We start from the raw sequence: 21,350 nt of genomic DNA, 5'->3' as shown, positions 1-21,350 counted from the left end.
AAAGGAGGTATTTTCTGCAGATATTAAATCAGTTAAATTATAGGTTTGAAACGAATTTTTTAAAGAAAGAAGATGAGCATATGCCTGAAAATGATACAAAACAAATTACGGATATTCCATTCTCGGTCCTGGATCTCTCTCCAATTGCAGACGGAAGTACGCCGGCTGATTCTTTCCGCAATACTTTGGAGCTGGCCCGGCTCGCTGAAAAGCTGGGGTATAACCGCTATTGGCTCGCTGAGCATCATAATATGCCATTTATCGCCAGCTCTGCAACATCGGTAGTCATTTCCCATGTTGCAGCTGGAACATCAAAAATCCGGGTAGGTTCAGGTGGCATTATGCTGCCGAATCATGCACCTCTTGTTATTGCTGAGCAATTTGGTACTCTGGAATCATTATATCCAGGACGTATTGATCTTGGCTTGGGCCGTGCACCAGGCACTGATCAGCTTACCGCACGTGCATTAAGACGTGACTTGAGAAGTTCTGGAGAAGATTTCCCTGAGCAGCTGGCTGAGCTCCGGAATTACTTTGACTCTTCCCTGGCACAAGGATTTAGTCATGTTAAAGCAATTCCGGGTGAGGGATTAAACATACCTATTTGGCTGTTAGGTTCAAGCGGATACAGTGCCAAGATGGCAGGAGAGCTTGGACTGCCGTTTGCATTTGCGAGCCATTTCTCGCCTCAAAGCACACTGCCGGCTATCGAGCTGTACCGCCGTTCGTTTAAGCCTTCTAAAGTACTGGACAAGCCGCATGCAATGGTAGGGCTAAACATCATTGCGGCCGACACAGATCAAGAAGCTGAGCGGCTCGCTACAACATTGCAGCAGCAGTTCTTGAATTTGATGCGCGGGAAGGAAGTCCCATTGCAACCGCCAGTGGATAATATTAATGATATAGCGAGAGACTATGAAATAGCTGCTCTTGAGAATCAATTAGGAACTTCGATTGTCGGCAGTCCTCAAACCGTAAAAGAAAAGCTGGAAAAGTTTCTGGATGAAAGTCAAGCCGATGAAATCATGGCAATCGCCCAGGTTTACGATCATAAGGCCCGCCTTCATTCCTATGAAATATTGGCAGAAATTACTCAGCTAAAACAAAACTTGATGTAAACAAAAGGAGAAAAAAAGATGAATCCAAAATATGAAGCTGCTTTTAAACCTTTTACCTTCCGTTCTGGAGTTGAAATAAAGAACCGTATTACCATGGCACCCATGACCAATACGGCGGCACATGAAAATGGTGAAGTATCAGACGAAGAAGTTGCGTATTATCAAGAACGTGCCGGTGGTGTGGGAGCGGTAATCACCGCATGCACATACGTCACCAGAAATGGTAAAGGATTCCCGGGTGAATTTGGTGCAGATTCCGATTCCCTAATCCCTAGTTTAAGACGTGTGGCGACAGCTATACAGGAAAAAGGTTCAAAGGCGATTTTACAAATTTTTCACGGTGGCAGAATGTGCCCGCCTGAAGAATTGCTCGATCGTCAACCCATTGCTCCGAGTGCGGTAGCAGCGGACCGGGACGATGCCGTGGTACCTCGGGAAATGACAGCAGACGAAATCGATGAAATTATTAAAGCATTTGGTGAAGCAACCAGAAGAGCAATCGAAGCTGGGTATGATGGAGTTGAGATCCATGGTGCCAATACGTATTTGCTTCAGCAATTCTTTTCTCCACACTCAAATCGCAGAACTGACAAGTGGGGTGGAACACTGGAAAAACGTATGTCCTTCCCGCTTGCTGTAGTTGACGCTGTTAAAAAAGCAGTTTCAGACCATGCAACAAAACCTTTTATCATCGGCTATCGGTTATCGCCTGAAGAAAGAGAGAATCCTGGCATCACCATGGAAGAAACGCTGCAATTAGTGGACAAGTTAGCGGACCAGGACCTGGATTATCTCCATATTTCTGTCGGCGGCTTTTGGAACGGATCAATCCGTGATGATAACGATCAGACATCCCGTGTTGTTATGATCCATGAGCGTGTCGGCGATCGTCTTCCTGTGATGGGTGTTGGGATGCTGCGGACACCCGATGAAGTGATGAAAGCATTTGAAACAGGTGTACCTTTAATCGCTTTAGGGAGAGAATTGATAATGGAACCTCAGTGGGTACAAAAAGTACAAGCTGGTGAAGAAGACAAAATCCGTACAACATTATCTAAAAAAGATCAAAAAGAACTGGTCATTTCCGATAAAATGTGGGAGTACTATACTAGCTTCCCTGGCTGGCTTCCTATTGTATAAGGAGTTCACTTATCTCATTCCATCTCTGCTTCCATGAATTGTTCAACAAAAAATGGGAATCGTGATGATTCTTGTCCTTGCTCAGCAAGGATAAGAATATACCTACACAAAATAAGAAGGAACATTTTAAAGGGAAACCATCTTAGTGGTTTCCCTTCTTTAATAGAAAGGATTGGATCTATTAGCCTGCTCAAGCCGTATTCCGATGTAGTAATATTTAGACGCATCATTACTCAAATTTTAAGTGGTGCCTCACAATGGCTATACTAGTAAGGAAAGGATATGTTTTATGATGGGAACCATGAAGGCGGTAAGCAATTCATGTACTTGCTTCAAGTGGACATAGACACCACGCTCCGCTTTACCTAAATTCAAGTGATGCATTAAATATCCTTATGCAAAAGTTCCACAAATTCTTTCAATTTCAAATGAATTGTTTGTTTCAAGATAAAAAATATGCCGCCCCTCTGCCTATATGTAAATATAAATCTAGAATTAGTCTTCATTTCTCTCTTCAATTTTACGATAAATAGTATGGGGTTATACGAATAACCCTATTGCTTTACTACTTCCAAGGGGGAACAGAACGTGAGACAGACTCGCAAAAAAAAGATGGATTTAAGGTTCAAACTGTATTTGATCATTCTGGTTCCGCTACTGGCCATGGGCGGGCTAATCATGTGGACCACCATCGACTCCAGTAAAAATGCTTCATTAATGACCATGCAGCATAACAATCAGCAGCTGGCAGAGAATACTGCTTCACAACTAGGCCAGGAATCGGAATTAATCAAGACATTATCCTCTACTGCTTCGGAGGAGAGCAACGAATACAAACATCTTAGAGACGAACTCGTTAAAGTTAGGCATCAATCGGGTGCCTTATATGTTTATATGTATAACAAAACTTCGGACGGGTGGATCTACACCGTGGATGGAGCAGATTGGGACGATCAGGAATATAGCCCTTACGGGACTGCAATGGAATTCAATCCCCAGATTCAGGAACGCTTGTTAAACGGTGAAGTCGTCACGACAGGCATTGTAGACGATCCCACCTGGGGACAGCTATTGTCCTCCTTTACACCAATCAAGGATTCGCAAGGTACTGTTATTGGTTATCTGGGCATCGATATTTCTGCTGTAGCAGTGAATCAAGTCTCTGCGACATCCCTGAATAATGCATATCGGACCATTATCCCGATTTTTGTGGTTGTACTGATTCTATCTTTGGTCATGATGCTATTCGTAGTAAGAGGCATTCTCAGACAAGTACGCGATATTAAGTCAAGCCTCGAACAGGTTGCTGATGGGAATCTCAAAGTCGTATCCACACATATGACAAATGATCAGCTCGGTGATATCAGCGATTTGATTAATGTCATGGTTACCCAATTGACGAACATTCTAATGGGAATACAGCAAGGATCCAATACGTTGCAGCAGTCCTCGAAAAATATTGCAGAAACGGCTCAGACGAATCAGCGTCAGTCCGAAGAACTCTCCAGAGCGATCGAAGAAATTGCCATAGGCTCTACGAAACAGGCCGAAGAGACAGAACAATCCGTCCAGCACTCAGAGAGTCTCGGCAAAATAATGGATGAAGTAGGTTCATATGTGCAACAGTTCACCCATACTTCAGAGCAGTTATCTGCCGTGCAAGTACAAGTTACACATGAACATGAGGTTCTGCTTGAAAAGAGCCAAGAGAATGCGAAGCGTGTTGAGCATCAGCAGGAAATTTCCAGGTCCCTGACGACTCAATCGGAACTCGCTTCCTCTATTAGCGGTCAAATTCACAATATTTTAAAACAAACTCAAATTCTATCGCTGAATGCTTCAATTGAGGCAGCCCGAGCTGGTGAAGCGGGTAAAGGCTTCGCGGTCGTTGCTGGTGAAATGGGACAGCTGGCTCAGCAATCCGAACGTTCGATCCAGGAGATTGATGAGATCCTGAGTTCATTTGTTCAAGAGATACATCGTATGGGCAGTCATTTTGATTCGAATATGGTGGCTGTCAAGGAACAGGAAGAACAGATCGCTGATTGCCTCCAGGCATTCAGACAGGTTAGCCGCTTATCGACCGAAGTGCATGAGCTGGCTCAGCGTTTAGAAAACCGGACGATGGATATGCACTCTATCCGTCAGGAAGTGGAACAGCACTTGAGCTCTATTGCTTCTGCAACCGAGGAAACCTCAGCCATGGCCGAAGAAGTAGCGGCAAGTGCTGTGGAGCAGCAACGCTCGGCGAGCGAACTGTCGAACATTTCCGGGCAGCTCGCCAGTCTTTCAAGGAACCTCAAATCATACTCCGATCAATTTCAGATCGAAGTCCGTAAATCAGATTCTTAATAATGACTCCCCCATACAGACGGAATCGATATACCAGGATACCAAAAGAAACATTCCTGCAAAGTCGAGGACAAAGTGGTTTTTTTTACCTCAACTCAACTCTCCATTGTTGTGTTGTACCATTTTATGCGATACGCATCAGCGTGCTATCTGTAAAGACAAGTTTTTGGGCCATCCTTTTGCCGGATGGCCCTTTCTTTAATTTCGCTTTGTTCGACTAACGTTTCCCGTTAGCTTAACGGAAAAACAGCCAACGATTAGACGCGGGGTTCAATCCCCTCTATACCCGATTCTTCCGGGCATGTTGTTCTGCTTTCAGGCTTGTAAGCCAATTCCTTATGCCTGATAACACTTAGCTCCTCGCATAAGTAAGGTATGCCTAAAAATCTAGTAGTTAAACGCCCCTAATTCATACGGATAAGGTGAGTCAGCCACGCGCGTTATGAGCTAGGAATCGAAAAACTTTTGGCTTAGATGGAAATGGAGCTATTTATGTGTGATAGCATATCAAAATCGGTAGCCTGTTCCGTAATTTATAATAACGAGGTTACGAACTTCACCTCTGGATAGCAGCTATCCGGTCCTTTCATTGAAATTCCGTCCTGATTCTTCAGATACATATCGAAGAAATCCAGCATATAGGCATTGATAACGGCGTTCGCTCTTTCGGGCGCAATCTTTCCTGTAATGCCCAGTATTTTGAAAATCGGAGAAATGAACTGTACGTCGGCAAAATTCAAATGCTCCGTATTTTCGATATAGAGGATTTGTCCCCCTTCGTCGACCGTTTCGCGCATCCGTTCAAGCTCCAGCTTTTTGTCTTCCGTTACTTGATCCTCCCACTCTCTTGTTGAGCCCATATGGTTAAGCTCTGCATCCGTGTAAACCCGAGCAACCCATAGTTCGCGGCCATATAACGTAAAATCCGGGTATCGGGAATAAAGGGAGTATACTTGCCAGTGCCAGCTTGAACCGGATACTATACCTGAACCATCAACTCTCTCTTCCCATCTCTGGCTTCGTCGAACATCTCTTCCCTATCTGTATCCACGAGATGAAAAGTTTGTGTTCCTACCTTCAATTCGCCTGTCGGTTCAGGCAGATTAAATACAGGAAAAGCATACATGAGACCCGCTGTTACCACCAGCATTATCGCTATAGCGGTATAAGTTGAACCCAACATGAATCGTGGGATTCTTGTGTTGCCGTTTTTTTAAAATAGCTATAGCTTGAAATGGCTGCAAAAATGATCGTTATGCAATATGGGGAAAATAGCAACAGTTCAAACAGCCTCATGTCGATTCTCCTTTTAAAGAATTTCTATTTTCGTTTGTTCCAATATTATCCTTGCCAGACTACCCTAAGCTATCGATTCAACTTACATCAACCTTACAATTTTGTAATTCTACCTTGCGGTATGGAGGACACGTAAAAAGGTGGAATTGATGCATACCAGCCTATGCATATTTAGATCACCCTCTAAACGGTAATGACACAGTTCTTGTCCTCAGCTTTGAACAAAAACTTGGTTCCTTAAAACAAAAAAAGCCGCTATTATAGCGACTTTTAATGGGATAATGTTCTTGTCTCTCGACAACTATATAATTAACTTCTCTCCAAACTCGATGCCCTTTATTTAACCAAACTTAGCCCTTTTTCTTTCTTGCTCTCATGACAAAGATGGAAATTGCCACAACTACTATTGCAACTACGATATACAAATCAATATCATGCTCAAACATAAACCACATCTTGTGTTCTAAGTTTACTTGTTGTTTGGGTTGAGATCCTTCTCCGAATAGTTCAGTTGCTTGGTTAAGGTTATTCATTTCGATTGTCGAACTGCACGGACTACTGCTTAATTCGCCATCCCCTTTGCTAATGTATATCAAGTATTTGTTGCCTTTCTTGAAATTAAACCCCCAAGTGTAGTCAGTTGCGACAATGATTTGAGAGTCCACCTCAGTATTCCAACTTCTCTCAACTTCCACTAAAATATATCTGATTTTCTCTTTTGTCCCTGTCAATCCCTCTTGCTTCAAGTCGACCTTTATTTGCTTTACTTCACCGTAAACAGCTCCACTATATCTCTCTAACGATTCTTGAGGGCTACCCGGCTCGGCACAGGACAAAGCTTTAGCATCTTGTCCATTTAATATAAAAAATACGGTAGTGAAAAAAAATATTAACGTGGATAAACGAATTTTCAATTTTTCCACCCACTTCTCATCATGTTATTTCATACATCTTTATTAACATTTTTAACAGATGAAAAGTTGCACTAATTTACCCGTTAGCTTAATGAATTAGCGTGCAAAAATTGATTATATATGTAACCTCTTTCACGGTTACCTGCGCCAATTTCATTTCTATGGCTTTCCTCTTTATTTCAACAAGATATCAAAAGGCTGACATCCTCTTGTTGCTTCAATGCAAAAACACCTCCAAAAGGGTCAACTCTTTGAAAGTGTTTTAAATTTTTTTATTTATTCTTCTGTGCAATAATGATATAAACGGGTTGGTTAGCCACTTGCGTTGGTGAATGAAACGTATCCATAACTGAAAAACCAGCCTGAACGATTTTCTCCTCCATTTCCTTCGATGAAACCCTTGGTCCCTTAGACAGCTCTGACTTCTCTAATTCAATACATAAAAAGAGCCCTTTGTCTTTTAAAACTCTGTGGATTTCACTCAAGGCCATCGAAAGTGGTTGAACCTCGTGTAACGATATTGAAGCAACAGCTTTTTCGAATCTTTCGTCCTCTAATGGCATCTCTTTAATGTTTGCGGCAGTGGTTTCAATATTGGTTAACCCTTTTTCCTTAGCTTTTGCTTCTAGATACTGTAAAATATCATGATCGTAATCAAATGCAACTACCTTTTTCACATATTTAGCAAAAGAAAAGCTGATATAACCCGTACCAGCTCCAATATCTAATAGTTCGTCCTCTTTATTAAGCTGTATAAACTCTAATAACTCCTCTGCTGGGAACCTATCAATATTCTCCAAGTTCTTAATTTTACTTTCTAGTTTTGAATTCATTTTTTATGCCCCTCTTTTACAGATAATATATATCTATAATGACTATAATATAAGTAATAAGCTTTGTAAATAACAATGTTTATTTTAGCCCAACCTCAACGCCCGGGATAATCTAATCGGTAATCAGACAAGTTCTATCCTCATATATTCATTATGAGCGGGGTGTTTCCTTGAATCAATCATAGCAGTTCTTCTATTTCTGATCTTTGACCATGAACTGTAACCTGATTTAATGCCATCTCTAAGTCACAAAACTCTGCCTCTGTTAAAGAAACATTGCAGGCTTCGAGATTTTCCAAAATACGCTCCTTGTTTTTCGAACCGGGAATCGGTACGACGTGAGGATATTTGTGAAGCATCCATGCCAGCGAAATTTGGGCATTCGTTGCTCCCTTTCTAGAAGCTACATCACTGATTATTTCAAGCAGCGGTTTATTTGCAATGATATTCTCCTTCTTCATCTGCGGTACCCACTTGCGGACATCATCTCCCTCGAATTTTGTATCTACGTTAACCTTGCCAGATAGGTATCCACTAGCAATCGGGGAAAATGCTACAAATCCGATCTTATTCTCTTCACAAAGTGGAATGATATCTTTTTCAAAGTTTCGCTCCATCATTGAATAAATACTCTGTACAGCAGTAAGCGGTGTAACCGCATGTGCTCGCATCATTGTTTTAGCAGACAGCTGAGAAACACCCCATCCCCGAATCAATCCTTCTTTAATCAGTCTGCCCATGCATTCAGCTACATCTTCAACAGGAATATCCGGATTCACTCTGTGAAGATAATACAGGTCGATATAATCCGTTCTGAGTTTGTCCATTGATGCTATTAAATGACGTTTTACAGTATGATATAGCGACCCATCTTTTTCAGGTTCTTTAGTGTCAATATGCAGCTTAGTTGCAAGAACCACATCCTTACGAAATGGCTCCAAAGCCTTTCCCACCAATCTCTCATTGTGTCCCATATCAAACATCTGACGTCCATAACCCTCCGCAGTATCAAAGAAAGTACAGCCAACATTATATGCTTGATGAATGGCCGAAATACTGTATGATTCTTCCGGCACAGCACCGTAACCGTGGCTAAATCCCATACATCCCATACCCATTTCTGAAACCTTAAGATCTCCAATTTCTCTCATCTTCATAATAAACTTCCCCCAATTGTTTTTAGCTATACAACGACCTCCGTTATTTGCCTGTTCTCCTCTTCTCAGCTTCTGGATAGCGATGGCCTACAATTTGAATCTTGTCAATCTCTTTATTGATTACCATCATCTCCTGTTCGGTGAAGACGACATTTCTTGCTGCGACATTTTCTGAGATTCTATTAACATTTGTTGTCCCTGGAATAGGAACAATATACGGTTTCTGAGCAAGAATCCATGCTAGTGCAACTTGTGCTGTGGTTACGTTTTTCACCTCAGCCAGTTTACTCAAATAATCAACAATCACCTGATTCGCTTCCATCGCTTCCTTAGTAAACCGCGGAAGCTCGCCCCTGTTATCGTTCTCGGTGAAAGAAGCATTCTTGTCTAACTTCCCGGTAAGAAATCCACGCCCAAGGGGACTATAGGCTACCAAGCCGATCCCCAATTCTTCGAGTACGGGGAAAATATCGCTTTCAATTTCTCGCCACCAAATCGAGTATTCACTCTCCACTGCAGTCAATGGTTCAACGCAATGTGCGCGACGAATCGTTTCAGCGCTTGCCTCTGACAACCCCCAATGAAGGATCTTTCCTTCTTTTTTCAACTGCTGCATGGTCAAAGCCACTTCCTCAATAGGAACCTTGGGATCTACGCGATGGATGTAGTATAAATCGATATAATCCGTTTGTAATCTTTTTAATGACCCTTCAACCGAAAGGTGAATTGATTCTGGCCGGCTGTCAAGCTCATTCGTTAAGCCAGTGATCTTAAAGCCGCCTTTTGTTGCAATCTGCACCTTACTTCGCTGCCCTGCGAGCGCCTCACCAACAAGCTCCTCATTTGTGTAAGGCCCATAAACTTCAGCTGTATCGAACATTGTGATGCCCGCATCAATAGCTGAGTGTACAACGGAAATCATTTCGCGACGGTCTTTTGCCGGCCCCCGATGGTAGTTTAGTCCCATACATCCAAATCCAACTTCAGAAGTCTCCAAACCGTTGTTTCCCAGAATTCTTTTCTTCATAATCGTTTCCTTTCCTAAGCGTTTTTTTAAACCGTAAATTTGTGTATTTTATATACTCTCATGGTAATTTCCAGAGTGAATAATTTCTAATGCTTATGGTGAATGTTTTATCATGCCTAATATGTATCGTATAATACTAAGTAAACAATTCATCAGATGAAATACGGAAGGATGATATGAATTGGATATTCGTGTGTTTAAGTATTTTTTAACGGTGGCTAACGTTGGTAATATAACAAAAGCAGCAGAAATCCTTCATATTACACAGCCCACTCTAAGCAGGCAGCTTATGGATCTTGAAGAAGAATTGGGTACTCGTTTATTTGTACGTGGCAAGAGACAGATCACACTAACAAATAGCGGACTTTTGTTTCAGCAAAGAGTAAAAGAAATTGTTTCCCTCTTGGACAAGACAGAAAGGGATCTGGTGGAACAAAAAGATATGATTGGTGGAATTGTTTCTGTTGGTTGTGTAGAGTCCACTGTATCCCGAGCTTTGCCAGAGCTGTTAGAGGAATTTTCTAATCAACACCCCAGGGTACAATATGAATTATATAGTGCAGACGGAGATGACATTCGGGAGAAACTTGACCGGGGAAATATAGATATCGGAATATTACTGGAACCGATTGAAACAGCAAAATATGACTATATTCGATTACCTCATCAGGAAAAGTGGGGAGTTCTGATGAGACGTGATGATCCTCTCGCCCAGAAAAAATATGTTCGTATCCAAGACATCCTTTCCTTGCCCTTGATTATACCCCGACGTACAATTGTACAAAACGAAATTACAAGCTGGCTTGGTGTTGAGAATGATAGCCTTTGTATCTATGCATCCCATAATTTATTGACGAATGCGATGCTGTTGGTGGAAAGGAAACTTGGATATGCCATCTGTGTGAGTGGAGCATATACGATCCGGGAAAGTAATAGCACTTGTTTTGTTCCTTTTGAACCTGAACGAATAACGACTCATGTCATCGCCTGGAAAAAAAATAAGATTTTCAGTTCAGCTACTGCACACTTTATCCAATTTATAAAGGAAACCTATCCTTCGTAATATTCATTATCGATACTAAATGTGGCTATACTCCACGCTATTCTTGTCCCATAGCCTGCTAGGGTGAAAATGAATTAGCGGGCGTTTTTGCCTTTTTGGCGATCGCTACAAGTGCTTTCCTCGGTACGCAACACGAACTTTTAACGATAAAACAAAAAGAGAACCATCCTCAGTCGATTCTCTACATGACACCTGTTATTCTTTTTCAAACCACGTTTTGGCCTCTTGAGTGCTCAGCCTCCAGATTACGAACACAGGAAGAATGACCCCTATGATAAATCCGACATTAAGCCAGACTGCAAATTCAATCAAGCGTAATACAATCATGATGACTGATATTACAATAGCAGTTGTTCGTCCTGTCGCTGAAGGGTTTTGCATTCGAAAACCAACATATGCCGCAGCTACCCCCGTAGCAATCATCGTAATACTTATCCATTTCTTTAGAGGATCGGGGCTGCCAAATGAATATAATCCATTGATTACATTGAAAACGGCGGCAAGATATATAAGTATTTGGACCAAACGAACAGCAGCAGGTTGATGTGAGTCCGTTGCCTTCGTATTATTCATGAGTAATAGACCCTTTCTGATCATGTAATGACATCTTGCATAACCAAATATATAATCTGTTAACAGTAGTTCGTGCTTACGGTTTCTCGTCCAAGCTCTCTGCTCTGTTTCCCACTATTTTTACCATTTTCTTCCGATTAAATACTAGGACCGTAGCGGAGCAAGTGAGAATTACTTGTGCCAATCTCAACATCTTGCGGCCCCATAAAGCCAATACGGTCGTTCCCGTCCATGATCTACGCTTAATCTCGCTGTACTGGTCGTTGATAATGGCTCCCGGGTCCTCGTATCCAAAAAAGTCTTATAACTACGGATATGTATCGTTTAATACCTTTGAATCTCTGTCCAAAATAAAAGTAGCTAACCATAGATTAGCTATATTCATGGAAAATGAAAAAACACATCCTAAATTGGGACATTGAGCATGCTCCTGGATAAACCTTTTCATGAGTTGAGGTTTATCCATAGGAGAAAGCTTATTCACCAAAAAGAATGTGTTTTTCCTGTTTTAATATAAGGTTTGAATAATTTCTAAATTATGAAGCCTTTGCTGCAACAGCTTTTTGAATCAAAGCTTTTGCATCGTTATTAGAAAGACCTTGTTTAGGTTGAAGCAGGTTTTTCTCAGCTGCACTAAAAATACCTTTGTCAATCAGTTTTGCCATGGATTTAACCGCATAGGTAGAAACGGTTTTCCCATCTTCATAACCTGCAATGATCGCAGCCGCATTTTTATCAGAAGCTTGATCTTTTAACAATTTAGCAAGAATGGTAGCAGCTTCTTCACGAGTGATCTCACGATCAGGATTGAAGTTACCACCGTAGCCTTGAATGAAACCAGCATGAGTAGCTTCAGCGATTGCATCTGCATATGCAGCGTTAGCAGCAACATCCTTGAATGCAGGTGCTGTAGCTACTTCGTTAAGTTTCAACAGGTCTACTAGAGCACTTACAAATTCAGCACGGGAAATGAATTCTGTTGTTGCAGGTGTTTCTGTTTGCTCTGTAGGTGCAGCTAGATTCGTGATACGTCCTTCTGTTTTTGCTTGAATAGCGCCGCCTTTATACGTATCTACAATGTACTGGTAGAATACATCCAGATCGATAGGACCTGCTAAAGATGATTTGGCATCCACTAGCACCTTATAGTTATCTCCACCTGCGGCCATAAAGTTGTTAACTACAGCCGTATATGTTTTTGCAGGATCAATAGGTGTGCCATCTTCAAGACTAAGACTAGTAACACGTTCTGCAACTGGCTTATTGAAGTCTGCAGTATATTTCAGGCCAGAGATCTGTAGAGTTTTAGTGTTTGGTGTACCGTCAGCATTGGTTCCCCATTGTTGCTGCAACAAAGTTTTAATTTGTTCACCAGTCAACTCCAGTTTCACCAGAGTATTGCCAAAAGGTTGGATTTTAGCAAGATCAGCAAAGGTCACATCGCCTTTTGGCAGATCCGCACGAATACCACCTGGATTCATAAATGCAAAGTCAGCAGCACTTGCCTTATCACCAAAGTCTGCTTCACGCATTGAATCTGCAATGAGGTTGCCAAGAGCAGCTTCGTTATTATAAGCATCTGTACGTGTTACAGAACCATCCGTTGTACCTACTGGTTTAGTCAGCTCAGGATGCTTGTCCAATGATTTTTTAATAATAGCTAAAGATTCAGGGTCTTCTTTAACACCCTCTTGGAAAGTTGTTGTAATGGTAGCTGATTTCTCAGTTACATCCCCGGTAGCAGGGTCAATCATCAGCTTGATATCTTCAAATGCTGTACCATAGGAATAAGCCTGAACGATCAATTTTCCGTTCACTTCACCATTAGCTAAAGCGTGATTGTCACCTGCAACGATAACATCAACAGGGGAATTTGCTGGTAAAGCTTTTGCCAGGTCAGCCGCTTCGCCAGTTGTTACGCCTTCTTTGGTTGTTGCTGGATCATGCGCCAAGACAACGATCGTTTCTACACCTTGATCTTGCAATTCTTTTGCATATTTATTAACTGCTTCAACTTCTTCTTCTGCGCTTAGGAAACGCACGCCTGCTGTACCCGATGGGGATACTTTAGCAGGTGTAGCCTTCGTCACTAATCCGATAAATCCAATTTTGACTCCGCCCAATTCTTTAATTACGTATGGCTTAATCAATGTTTTGCCGGTGGAGGTTTCAATGACGTTTGCATTGACATAATCAAATTTTGCACCAGCATGAGTAACCTTGCCTTCTTTTGGATCAAGACCACCAAAGATTTGTGCTTTTAATGCAGCGATACCTTGGTCGAATTCATGATTGCCCAGTGAAGCTACATCAAAGCCCATCATATTCATCCATTCCATCGTAGGCTCGTCACGATCCAGAGATGAAACTGGAGCAGATGCACCGACAGAGTCTCCATTATGGAAGAGTAGGGAATGTTCATATTTTGCTTGAGCTTCTTTTAGATAAGTTGCAAGAATTGGAGCAGATCCCGCCTTTTTATCACTAATCACCGAAGTCGTATCTAACTGACCATGCAGGTCGTTGATTCCGATTAAGTGTACTTCTACATCTGTACTTGCAGCAGAGACAGGACCTACTGCGCCTAACAGTTGGGAAAGTAATAGTGCAGCAGTGGCTACACGGATCGTGCTTTTACCTACTTGTTTCTTCCATGACATGAGTTATAAAACCCCTCTCGAATTTTCGTTCCTGAGATATTTTAACATAAGTAAATACATTAAAATCATAGTTTATATCAAATCTATGTAAAAAAAGTTGAAAAAATTTTTATAGAGAAGAAACATATCAATATCTGGCTCTACCCAAACTTAGTACTAGAGTCCTTCCGGAATAAAGTAAAGCCTTTCATCGAACACCAACAGATCTTTTGCATTTCTCCTCCCCATGCGTTATTATCTTTTTATCGACATATTTGCAGGTCTAAACAAGGAGGTCCTCACACCATGTGCCCGCGTACCAAAGAACAAAATGAACTCATACGTATACAACGCAGAGAACAGATCCTGGATGTCGCCGCTCGCTCCTACTTTCGTACGGGCGGCAGCTTTGATATTCGGGATGTTGCGCGCGAGGCAGGGCTTGGTTACGGCACAGTGTACCATTATTATCCTAACCGGCATTTATTAATAGAAGATGTGTTGGGAAGCGGCTTCGAGCGATGCGAACAAGTTATTGTGAAATGGGCAAAGATCGGTGACAGGCAGTTATTAACGTATTGTAAATCGCTGCTGCAGCTGTGGCAGTTAGACGCCCGCGCATATCTCGTCTACAAAATGGCATCGGAACATTTTACAGGCTTGCCTGAGAAGGATCGACACCACGCCAAGAAACGATTTACGGAACGGCTGTACGTTCCACTCCAATCGATTGCCCAGTGCGAAGACGACAGCATCGACCATATGCTTGCTGTGCTAATCGGCTGTTATGGGATGTACTACTATGCGGGCAATTCTGACCTGGACGTCGATCGAATCGCCCGACTCGCTATGCAAGCTATTACGAAGGAGACCTGATACGAACATGATCATCTTAAAAAGCAAGCATGAAATTGAATCCATCCGCAAGGCATGCCAAGTGGTGGCTGAATGCCATCGTACCATTGCCCCACTCATCAAACCGGGTATCACAACGAACGAAATTGAGCGCATATTTGAGGATATTATTTTGAAGCACGGCGCTAAGCCATACGAAAAGGGCTACAGAGGCTATCCTTATGCGACCTGCGCATCCGTTAACGACGTGATCGCGCATGGCTTTCCTAACAATAAGCCACTTGTGGAAGGTGATATCGTGACGATCGACACGGTCGCGGAGCTCGACGGCTGGCTCGGCGATTCAGCCTGGAGCTATGCGGTCGGACAGATCTCGCCCACGGCTGAGAAGTTGATGCGCGTCACGAAGGAATGTCTTGATCTGGGTATCGAGCAGGCGCGGCCTGGCAATCGTCTCGGCGACGTGACAAGCACGATTCAGCGGCATGCAGAATCACACGGCTTTGGCGTTGTGCGTGACCTTCTCGCCCATGGCATCGGCCGTGACCTGCACGAGGAGCCGACGTATATGCATGTCGGCAAGCCCGGAAAGGGCGTACGTCTCAAGGAAGGTATGGTGTTCACAATTGAGCCGATGATCACCGAAGGCACCTACTTCATGACAATCGATGCGGACGGCTGGACCGCACGGACGATGGACAACAAGCTCGCAGCCCAATACGAGCATACGATCGCCATCACGGCTGACGGTCCACAAATTCTGACCGCGCAATAAGAATAGTTTCTTATAACAATAAAAATGAATTAGAAGCCGACCACCCAAATGGTCGACTTCTTTTTTTTTCGTATTCTTCGGAATTAGCTTCCGCTTGGCACAAACGTAGTCAAAAAAGATTTATTGAAAGTAAAAAAAGTGCACGTTCCTCTTTTTCCAACTCTCCTCATTCAATCAAAAAGTCAAAAAACGTACTGGTTCTGGTCAAAAACTTTTATATCACGTGTCCCCTTTCTCGTTTACACTATTTTCAAGCTATTGATATTAAACTATCGCGAAAAAGGGGGAAGCAATATGAACAAGAAAACCAAAACTTTAGTGTTGTCATTATTCATGTCGACCTTATTACTCGCAGCCTGTACAAATGGAAGCAGCACCGAGCAAAGTTCAACCAATACAGACCCGGATGCCAATGAGGGCGGAACAACTACCATTCACACGGTGACATCTGAATACACTTCTGCGAAATATCCGAAGGGCGACGATATCACAAATAATGTGTGGATTAAGCGATACAAAGAGAAGTTTAATATCGATGTCAAAACAGACTGGGTTAGCGATGAGTACGATACCAAATTGAATTTGGCTATAGCATCGAACGATCTTCCGGATGTATTCAGGGTGAATCCATCCCAATTAAGGCAGTTGGTCGAAGCGGATATGGTGATGGATCTGACCGATGTCTTTGAGCAAAACGCTTCAGATCGTCTCAAGGGTTACATGGAAGCGGATGCGGACAGTTATGAGTCAGGAAAGAAAGACGGTAAGCTGTACGGAATACCACAGATGCACTGGGGATTAATTGAACAACCAGACTTCATCTGGATTCGGAACGATTGGAAAGAAGAACTTGCGCTCCAGGATCCCAAATCTGTGGAAGACATCAAGAATATCGCACTGAAATTCATGGAAAAGCATGGCGGCTATGGTATTGCGGTTGACCAGTCGTTGGATTATCTCAATCTGCTCGCTATTGCGTGGAATGCGCATCCAGATCTGTGGATGGAGGATACCAGTGGAAAACTGGTGTACGGCTCAGTGCAGTCTGAGATGAAGAATGCGCTGGCTGAATGGTCAGAATGGTACAAGCGAGGCATCATTGATCCGGAATTCGCAATCAAAGACTTTAATGCAATGAATGCCGATATCGTAGCCGGCAAGGTTGGGATACAGCCTTATTACCAGTGGTGGGGTTATAATCCGGGAGTCGATACGGTATCCAATCTGGGTAAGGATGCCATCTTCTACCCTTATATCATCCCTACCATCGATGGAAAGGAAGCTAAACAGTCCATCTTTTTTGCCAACAACAATTATATCGTCATGAAAAAAGGATTCAAAAGCCCGCAAGAAGTGATAAAAATTTTGAACGACTATGCTTATATCGTTGATGAAGGCAATGGCAAGGAATCCACAGAAACGCTATCCGCTCTGCTGGACAATGATATTGCCCATGTGGTCGGAGCGTTCCGTGTACTTAATCCGAATTCCGACTACGAGCAATTTGAGGCTGTGTCAGCCGCTCTTCAATCCAAGGATACCAGTGGACTTACGACTTCGGGAATGTGGCAAAAATACAACAACAGTGTTGAATTCATGGAGAATGCAACACCAGGAGCAGTCGGTGATTATTTGCAGCAAGGAGCTCCAAAGAATGCCTATAGTCTTGCTAAAAAAGTGCTCGACAGTGAGAACTACACGAAGACAGCCCTATGGGGTGTTACACCGGAGGTACTGTCGAGCTATGGCACAACCTTGGATGACATCCTGACGGAAGGCTTCACCAAGATCATTATGGGTAGCGAAAGTATCGATTATTTCGATGTTGTCGTCCAGAACTGGCGAGCAGCAGGGGGTGATGAAGCAACCCAGGCAGTCAATGACGCCTACGGAAAATAAGAATGCTGTTGTCAAGAGGGGATGAGTTATTCTCCCCCCCTTTTTTGGCAGCGGTTACACGCCTATTAAACCAAGAACGGAGGAGGAACAGGAATGCTGAAAAAGTGGAAGCAGCAGAGTCCCTACCATTTAATGTTGGTCCCAAGCCTGGTATTGGTCTTCATCTTTAGCTACATCCCTTTTTATGGACTTATTATTGCGTTTCAGAAATACAATCCGGGTCTCGGCTTCAACTCACCATGGGTAGGATGGGACAATTTTTCACACGTATTTAGTCAGCCGAACTTCGTAAGGACGATCTGGAACACCTTATACATGTCCGTCTTCAAGATTATCGGAGGCATTATCGTGCCCGTTATATTCGCATTACTCCTTAACGAAGTACTGAATAGCGGAGTTAAACGTACATTCCAAACCCTGGTATATATTCCGAATTTCCTGTCTTGGGTCATTATGGCTGGGATCATGCTGGACATCCTTAGCTCCGATGGCATCATCAACACATTTCTGGGCGTATTCGGGATTGCACCTATTTCCTTTCTTGGCACACCATCCATATTCCCATGGACCATGATCGTCAGTGATATCTGGAAGGGCTTCGGATTTGGCACGGTTGTTTACCTTGCAGCCCTGACCAGCATTGATCCTGGACTTTATGAGGCCGCGGTGATTGACGGAGCCAAACGCTGGAAGCAGACCATTTACATTACCCTACCTCTGCTCATGCCAACGATTGTCTTAATGACTGTGTTGTCGCTTGGTAACGTGCTCAATGCTGGTTTTGACCAAATCTACAATCTCTACTCCCCTGTCGTCTATCAAACCGGTGATATCATTGATACCTATGTATACCGTCTGGGAATTCAGCAGGCACAGTATTCGATTGGTACGGCTGTCGGATTATTCAAATCCATCATTTCCAGTGTTCTGGTTGCCGTATCGTACGTTCTGGCCTACAGGGTAGCCGGCTATCGCATCTTCTAAGGAGGAACTATCTTTATGATCTATGATAAAAGTATGAGCAGGCGTTTGTTCCATATCCTAAACTACACGATATTGCTTCTAATCTCTCTACTGTGTATCCTGCCGTTTATCAACCTGTTGGCTGTTTCGTTCAGCAGCAGTGCGGCTGTATCTGCTGGTAGTGTAACGTTCTGGCCCGTTGAGTTTACGACCAAGGCCTATGAATTTGCCTTAACTGGAGGGTCATTTTTTTCTTCTCTCTGGGTTGCCATTCAAAGAACCGTTCTCGGAACATTGGTCAATCTTGTTTTAATCGTACTCACGGCTTATCCACTTTCCAAATCGAAACAAAAATTGATGGGCCGCAATATCTATATGGGATTTTTCATAGTCACGATGTTATTTAGTGGAGGATTAATTCCAACCTATCTCGTAGTAGTCAAAATGGGGCTGATTGATTCGATCTGGTCTCTGATCCTGCCTGGAGCTCTCCCCGTATTTAGTATGATTATTCTAATGAATTTCATTAGAGGCTTGCCAGAGGAAATTGAAGAATCAGCCATTATCGATGGTGCCGGGCCAGTACAGGTATTGCTTCGTATTTTACTCCCGCTCCTCAAGCCCGCTCTTGCTACTGTCGGTTTGTTCAGTATCGTCGGCCATTGGAACTCATGGTTCGATGGTATCATCTATATGAACAATCCAGCCAATTATCCATTACAAAGTTACCTGCAGACTCTCCTGCAGAGCTTTGAGCAAATCATGCTGAAATCTGGATCCGATTATACTCAACTACTATCCATGATGAATGCCAGAACTGGTCGCGCCGCTCAAATGTTTTTGGGTGCCATTCCGATTTTGCTCGTGTATCCCTTCCTGCAAAAATATTTCACCAAGGGCTTGGTCCTCGGTAGCGTTAAAGGATAACGGAAAAGGCTTGCAGTCCAAACTGCAAGCCTTTTTTTGGGTGTGTTCACCTCATGTTACCCCAAGCACAAAACTACTTTGTTTCTGATATAACAGGTAGCAGAATGGTAAAGACCGTACCTTCTCCAATCTGACTATCTACATCTATTCCATAGGGCTTGCCAAAATGAAGCTGAATGCGCCGCTGCACATTATGCAGACCGATTCCTGAGGTTCCGGTGCCTGCTTCAAGCTTATCTTCCCTCAAGTTCAGAATCATATGATGATCCATACCGACCCCATTATCGCGGACTTCGATCGTAATATCACTGCCCTTCGGTTGAATCCGAATGGTAATGACTCCGCCTTCCTCGAGTTCGGCCAGACCATGAAAAATCGCGTTCTCTACAAGGGGCTGAAGGATCATTTTGGGCATACGATAATCCATCAGGCTATCCTCAATCTCATATCTCATCTGAATACAATCATAGTACCTGACATTCTGTATCGTTATGTAATTCGCTATATTATCGATCTCCTCACGAATCGTAACGAGGGTTCCATCGGATCTTGTCGCATAGCGAAGCATCGAGATGAGTGCATCTGTCATTTCCACGATTTTGTCAGCCTGTTGCATGGACGCAATCCATTTCACCGATCCAAGTGTGTTATACAGAAAGTGAGGTTTGATCTGATCATGGAGTGCTCGCATCTCAGCTTTGGCTTTTTCGATTTCTTCCTGCTGCATACGTTCGACCATACGCTTCAATTCATGCGACATCTTGTTAAATCGAATCGATAAGTGGCCTATTTCGTCTCGTGAGCGAATATGTTGGACTTGTTCAAACTGCCCCTTTTCGACCAAAGCGATGTTACGCAGGAACTTCTTAATGGGGGTTGTGATGACATGAGATAGAAATATGGATATTACGGCAGCAAAAAGAATCATAACAATAGCCAGCGTCACCAGATTACGGCCCAATATTTTGCCGTCGGCAGTCAGCTCATCCAAAGGCATGTATAAATAAGTTGTCCATTTTTGCTGACTAAGCGGATTGGTCACCACGACATTCAATGATTCAGGTGGACGAACGTTGTCCCGGAACAGCGTGCCGATTAATCGGTCATTCACGTTATATACAATCTTGTCATTCTCATCGATAATCATGAATCTGGAGCGTAGCCCCTCCTGTAAGTTGCGATTGACAATTTCAATAAATTTAATATCAATACTGACGACGATCACGCCAAGCAGTTTCCCGCTAGACACATCATGAATTTTCCGAGCGTGCGAGACTGCCAGAATTTTATTCTCCAATTGCTCATCTATTCGGGTTGTCAACGTGATGGTTCGATCTTCATCATGCAAGAACTTTTTAAACCATAATTCGTTCGCTACTTTAAAGTTGGGGTCAATAGGTTGGTTAGGACTGACAAACAGATCTTGTCCCCCGTTCAAATTGTAGAGGTAGATGGAGAATACGCGATCTTTCATCATGATATAATTCATCAGAATATTGTATGCAGCAATCTCATGCTGTTCATCACCATCGCGGAGGAAATCCTGGATCGGAAAGCTTCCCTCATGTGTTGCAGAAAGGTTGTTGCTCAGTCCATTGCTGGCCAGCAGCGAGATTTTCTCAATCTCTTTTAGAAACTCGTCAATGCGAATGTTCGTCTGCTTGGCCAGATCGCTGAGCAGCTTCGTATAATTCTGTGCCAATAACCGTTCAGAGGAGTAATACGAATTGATCGTCATTACAAATACCGGAAGTATAATGACCGTTATACATATCACCATGATTTTGTACTGGATTCGAAAGAGTTGGGTATGCCTCAT

16 protein-coding genes and 1 pseudogene are annotated in these 21,350 nt (G+C 43.0%); 9 read left to right on the top strand and 8 right to left on the bottom strand.

Going from position 1 to position 21,350, the window contains the following annotated elements:
• Window positions 1-80 precede the first annotated feature (80 nt).
• The 3 genes from P5G61_RS12865 to P5G61_RS12855 all read left to right on the top strand — a co-directional run bounded on the left by P5G61_RS12865 (window position 81) and on the right by P5G61_RS12855 (window position 4,610).
• Complete coding sequence (locus tag P5G61_RS12865) at window positions 81-1,118, top strand: LLM class flavin-dependent oxidoreductase (RefSeq protein ID WP_301246845.1); 1,038 nt, start codon at window positions 81-83, stop codon at window positions 1,116-1,118.
• A gap of 18 nt (window positions 1,119-1,136) precedes the next feature.
• Window positions 1,137-2,258 (top strand): NADH-dependent flavin oxidoreductase, encoded by a 1,122-nt coding sequence (locus tag P5G61_RS12860; RefSeq protein WP_301246844.1) that lies wholly within the window; start codon window positions 1,137-1,139, stop codon window positions 2,256-2,258.
• A 588-nt stretch (window positions 2,259-2,846) separates the two neighbouring features.
• Entirely contained in the window at window positions 2,847-4,610 is a 1,764-nt protein-coding gene (locus P5G61_RS12855; RefSeq protein ID WP_301246842.1) for a methyl-accepting chemotaxis protein, read from the top strand.
• 533 nt (window positions 4,611-5,143) lie between these two features.
• On the opposite strand, the pseudogene P5G61_RS12850 reads toward P5G61_RS12855, so the two are convergent.
• The 5 genes and pseudogenes from P5G61_RS12850 to P5G61_RS12830 all read right to left on the bottom strand — a co-directional run.
• A pseudogene (locus P5G61_RS12850) lies at window positions 5,144-5,897 on the bottom strand (alpha/beta hydrolase family protein); the annotation flags it as partial.
• Between the two features lie 359 nt (window positions 5,898-6,256).
• Window positions 6,257-6,829, bottom strand: coding sequence for a hypothetical protein (locus P5G61_RS12845; RefSeq protein WP_301246841.1), 573 nt, complete (start codon window positions 6,827-6,829; stop codon window positions 6,257-6,259).
• Between the two features lie 263 nt (window positions 6,830-7,092).
• Complete coding sequence (locus tag P5G61_RS12840) at window positions 7,093-7,653, bottom strand: class I SAM-dependent methyltransferase (RefSeq protein ID WP_301246839.1); 561 nt, start codon at window positions 7,651-7,653, stop codon at window positions 7,093-7,095.
• A gap of 179 nt (window positions 7,654-7,832) precedes the next feature.
• Entirely contained in the window at window positions 7,833-8,810 is a 978-nt protein-coding gene (locus P5G61_RS12835; protein WP_301246838.1) for an aldo/keto reductase, read from the bottom strand.
• A 43-nt stretch (window positions 8,811-8,853) separates the two neighbouring features.
• Window positions 8,854-9,837, bottom strand: coding sequence for an aldo/keto reductase (locus P5G61_RS12830; protein WP_301246837.1), 984 nt, complete (start codon window positions 9,835-9,837; stop codon window positions 8,854-8,856).
• A gap of 181 nt (window positions 9,838-10,018) precedes the next feature.
• Between P5G61_RS12830 and P5G61_RS12825 the strand changes: the two genes are divergently transcribed.
• On the top strand, window positions 10,019-10,900 hold the full coding sequence (locus P5G61_RS12825) for a LysR family transcriptional regulator (protein WP_301246836.1): 882 nt from the start codon (window positions 10,019-10,021) through the stop codon (window positions 10,898-10,900).
• Window positions 10,901-11,095: 195 nt separating this feature from the next.
• Here the strand turns inward: P5G61_RS12825 and P5G61_RS12820 are convergent, their stop codons facing one another.
• Together P5G61_RS12820 and P5G61_RS12815 are read right to left on the bottom strand one after the other, a co-directional pair.
• Window positions 11,096-11,473 (bottom strand): hypothetical protein, encoded by a 378-nt coding sequence (locus tag P5G61_RS12820; protein ID WP_301246834.1) that lies wholly within the window; start codon window positions 11,471-11,473, stop codon window positions 11,096-11,098.
• A 536-nt stretch (window positions 11,474-12,009) separates the two neighbouring features.
• Entirely contained in the window at window positions 12,010-14,133 is a 2,124-nt protein-coding gene (locus tag P5G61_RS12815; protein WP_301246832.1) for a 5'-nucleotidase C-terminal domain-containing protein, read from the bottom strand.
• A 285-nt stretch (window positions 14,134-14,418) separates the two neighbouring features.
• Here P5G61_RS12815 and P5G61_RS12810 point away from each other — a divergent pair, with 285 nt between their 5' ends.
• The 5 genes from P5G61_RS12810 (at window position 14,419) to P5G61_RS12790 (ending at window position 19,531) form a co-directional block, all read left to right on the top strand.
• Window positions 14,419-14,988: a TetR/AcrR family transcriptional regulator gene (locus tag P5G61_RS12810; RefSeq protein ID WP_079345270.1), complete on the top strand. Its 570-nt coding sequence runs from the start codon at window positions 14,419-14,421 to the stop codon at window positions 14,986-14,988.
• 7 nt (window positions 14,989-14,995) lie between these two features.
• Entirely contained in the window at window positions 14,996-15,742 is a 747-nt protein-coding gene (gene map / locus P5G61_RS12805; RefSeq protein ID WP_285075560.1) for a type I methionyl aminopeptidase, read from the top strand.
• A 294-nt stretch (window positions 15,743-16,036) separates the two neighbouring features.
• Window positions 16,037-17,641 (top strand): type 2 periplasmic-binding domain-containing protein, encoded by a 1,605-nt coding sequence (locus P5G61_RS12800; RefSeq protein ID WP_301246828.1) that lies wholly within the window; start codon window positions 16,037-16,039, stop codon window positions 17,639-17,641.
• A 93-nt stretch (window positions 17,642-17,734) separates the two neighbouring features.
• Window positions 17,735-18,625, top strand: coding sequence for an ABC transporter permease (locus P5G61_RS12795; protein WP_079345264.1), 891 nt, complete (start codon window positions 17,735-17,737; stop codon window positions 18,623-18,625).
• A 15-nt stretch (window positions 18,626-18,640) separates the two neighbouring features.
• Window positions 18,641-19,531 (top strand): carbohydrate ABC transporter permease, encoded by an 891-nt coding sequence (locus P5G61_RS12790; RefSeq protein WP_301246826.1) that lies wholly within the window; start codon window positions 18,641-18,643, stop codon window positions 19,529-19,531.
• Between the two features lie 73 nt (window positions 19,532-19,604).
• On the opposite strand, the gene P5G61_RS12785 is transcribed toward P5G61_RS12790, so the two are convergent.
• Window positions 19,605-21,269, bottom strand: coding sequence for a cache domain-containing sensor histidine kinase (locus P5G61_RS12785; protein ID WP_301246825.1), 1,665 nt, complete (start codon window positions 21,267-21,269; stop codon window positions 19,605-19,607).
• Between the last annotated feature and the right edge of the window lie 81 nt (window positions 21,270-21,350).

This window comes from Paenibacillus vandeheii (assembly GCF_030433635.1).
Classification (GTDB): Bacteria; Bacillota; Bacilli; order Paenibacillales; family Paenibacillaceae; genus Paenibacillus; species Paenibacillus vandeheii.
This window is presented reverse-complemented; position numbering and strand designations above follow the sequence as displayed.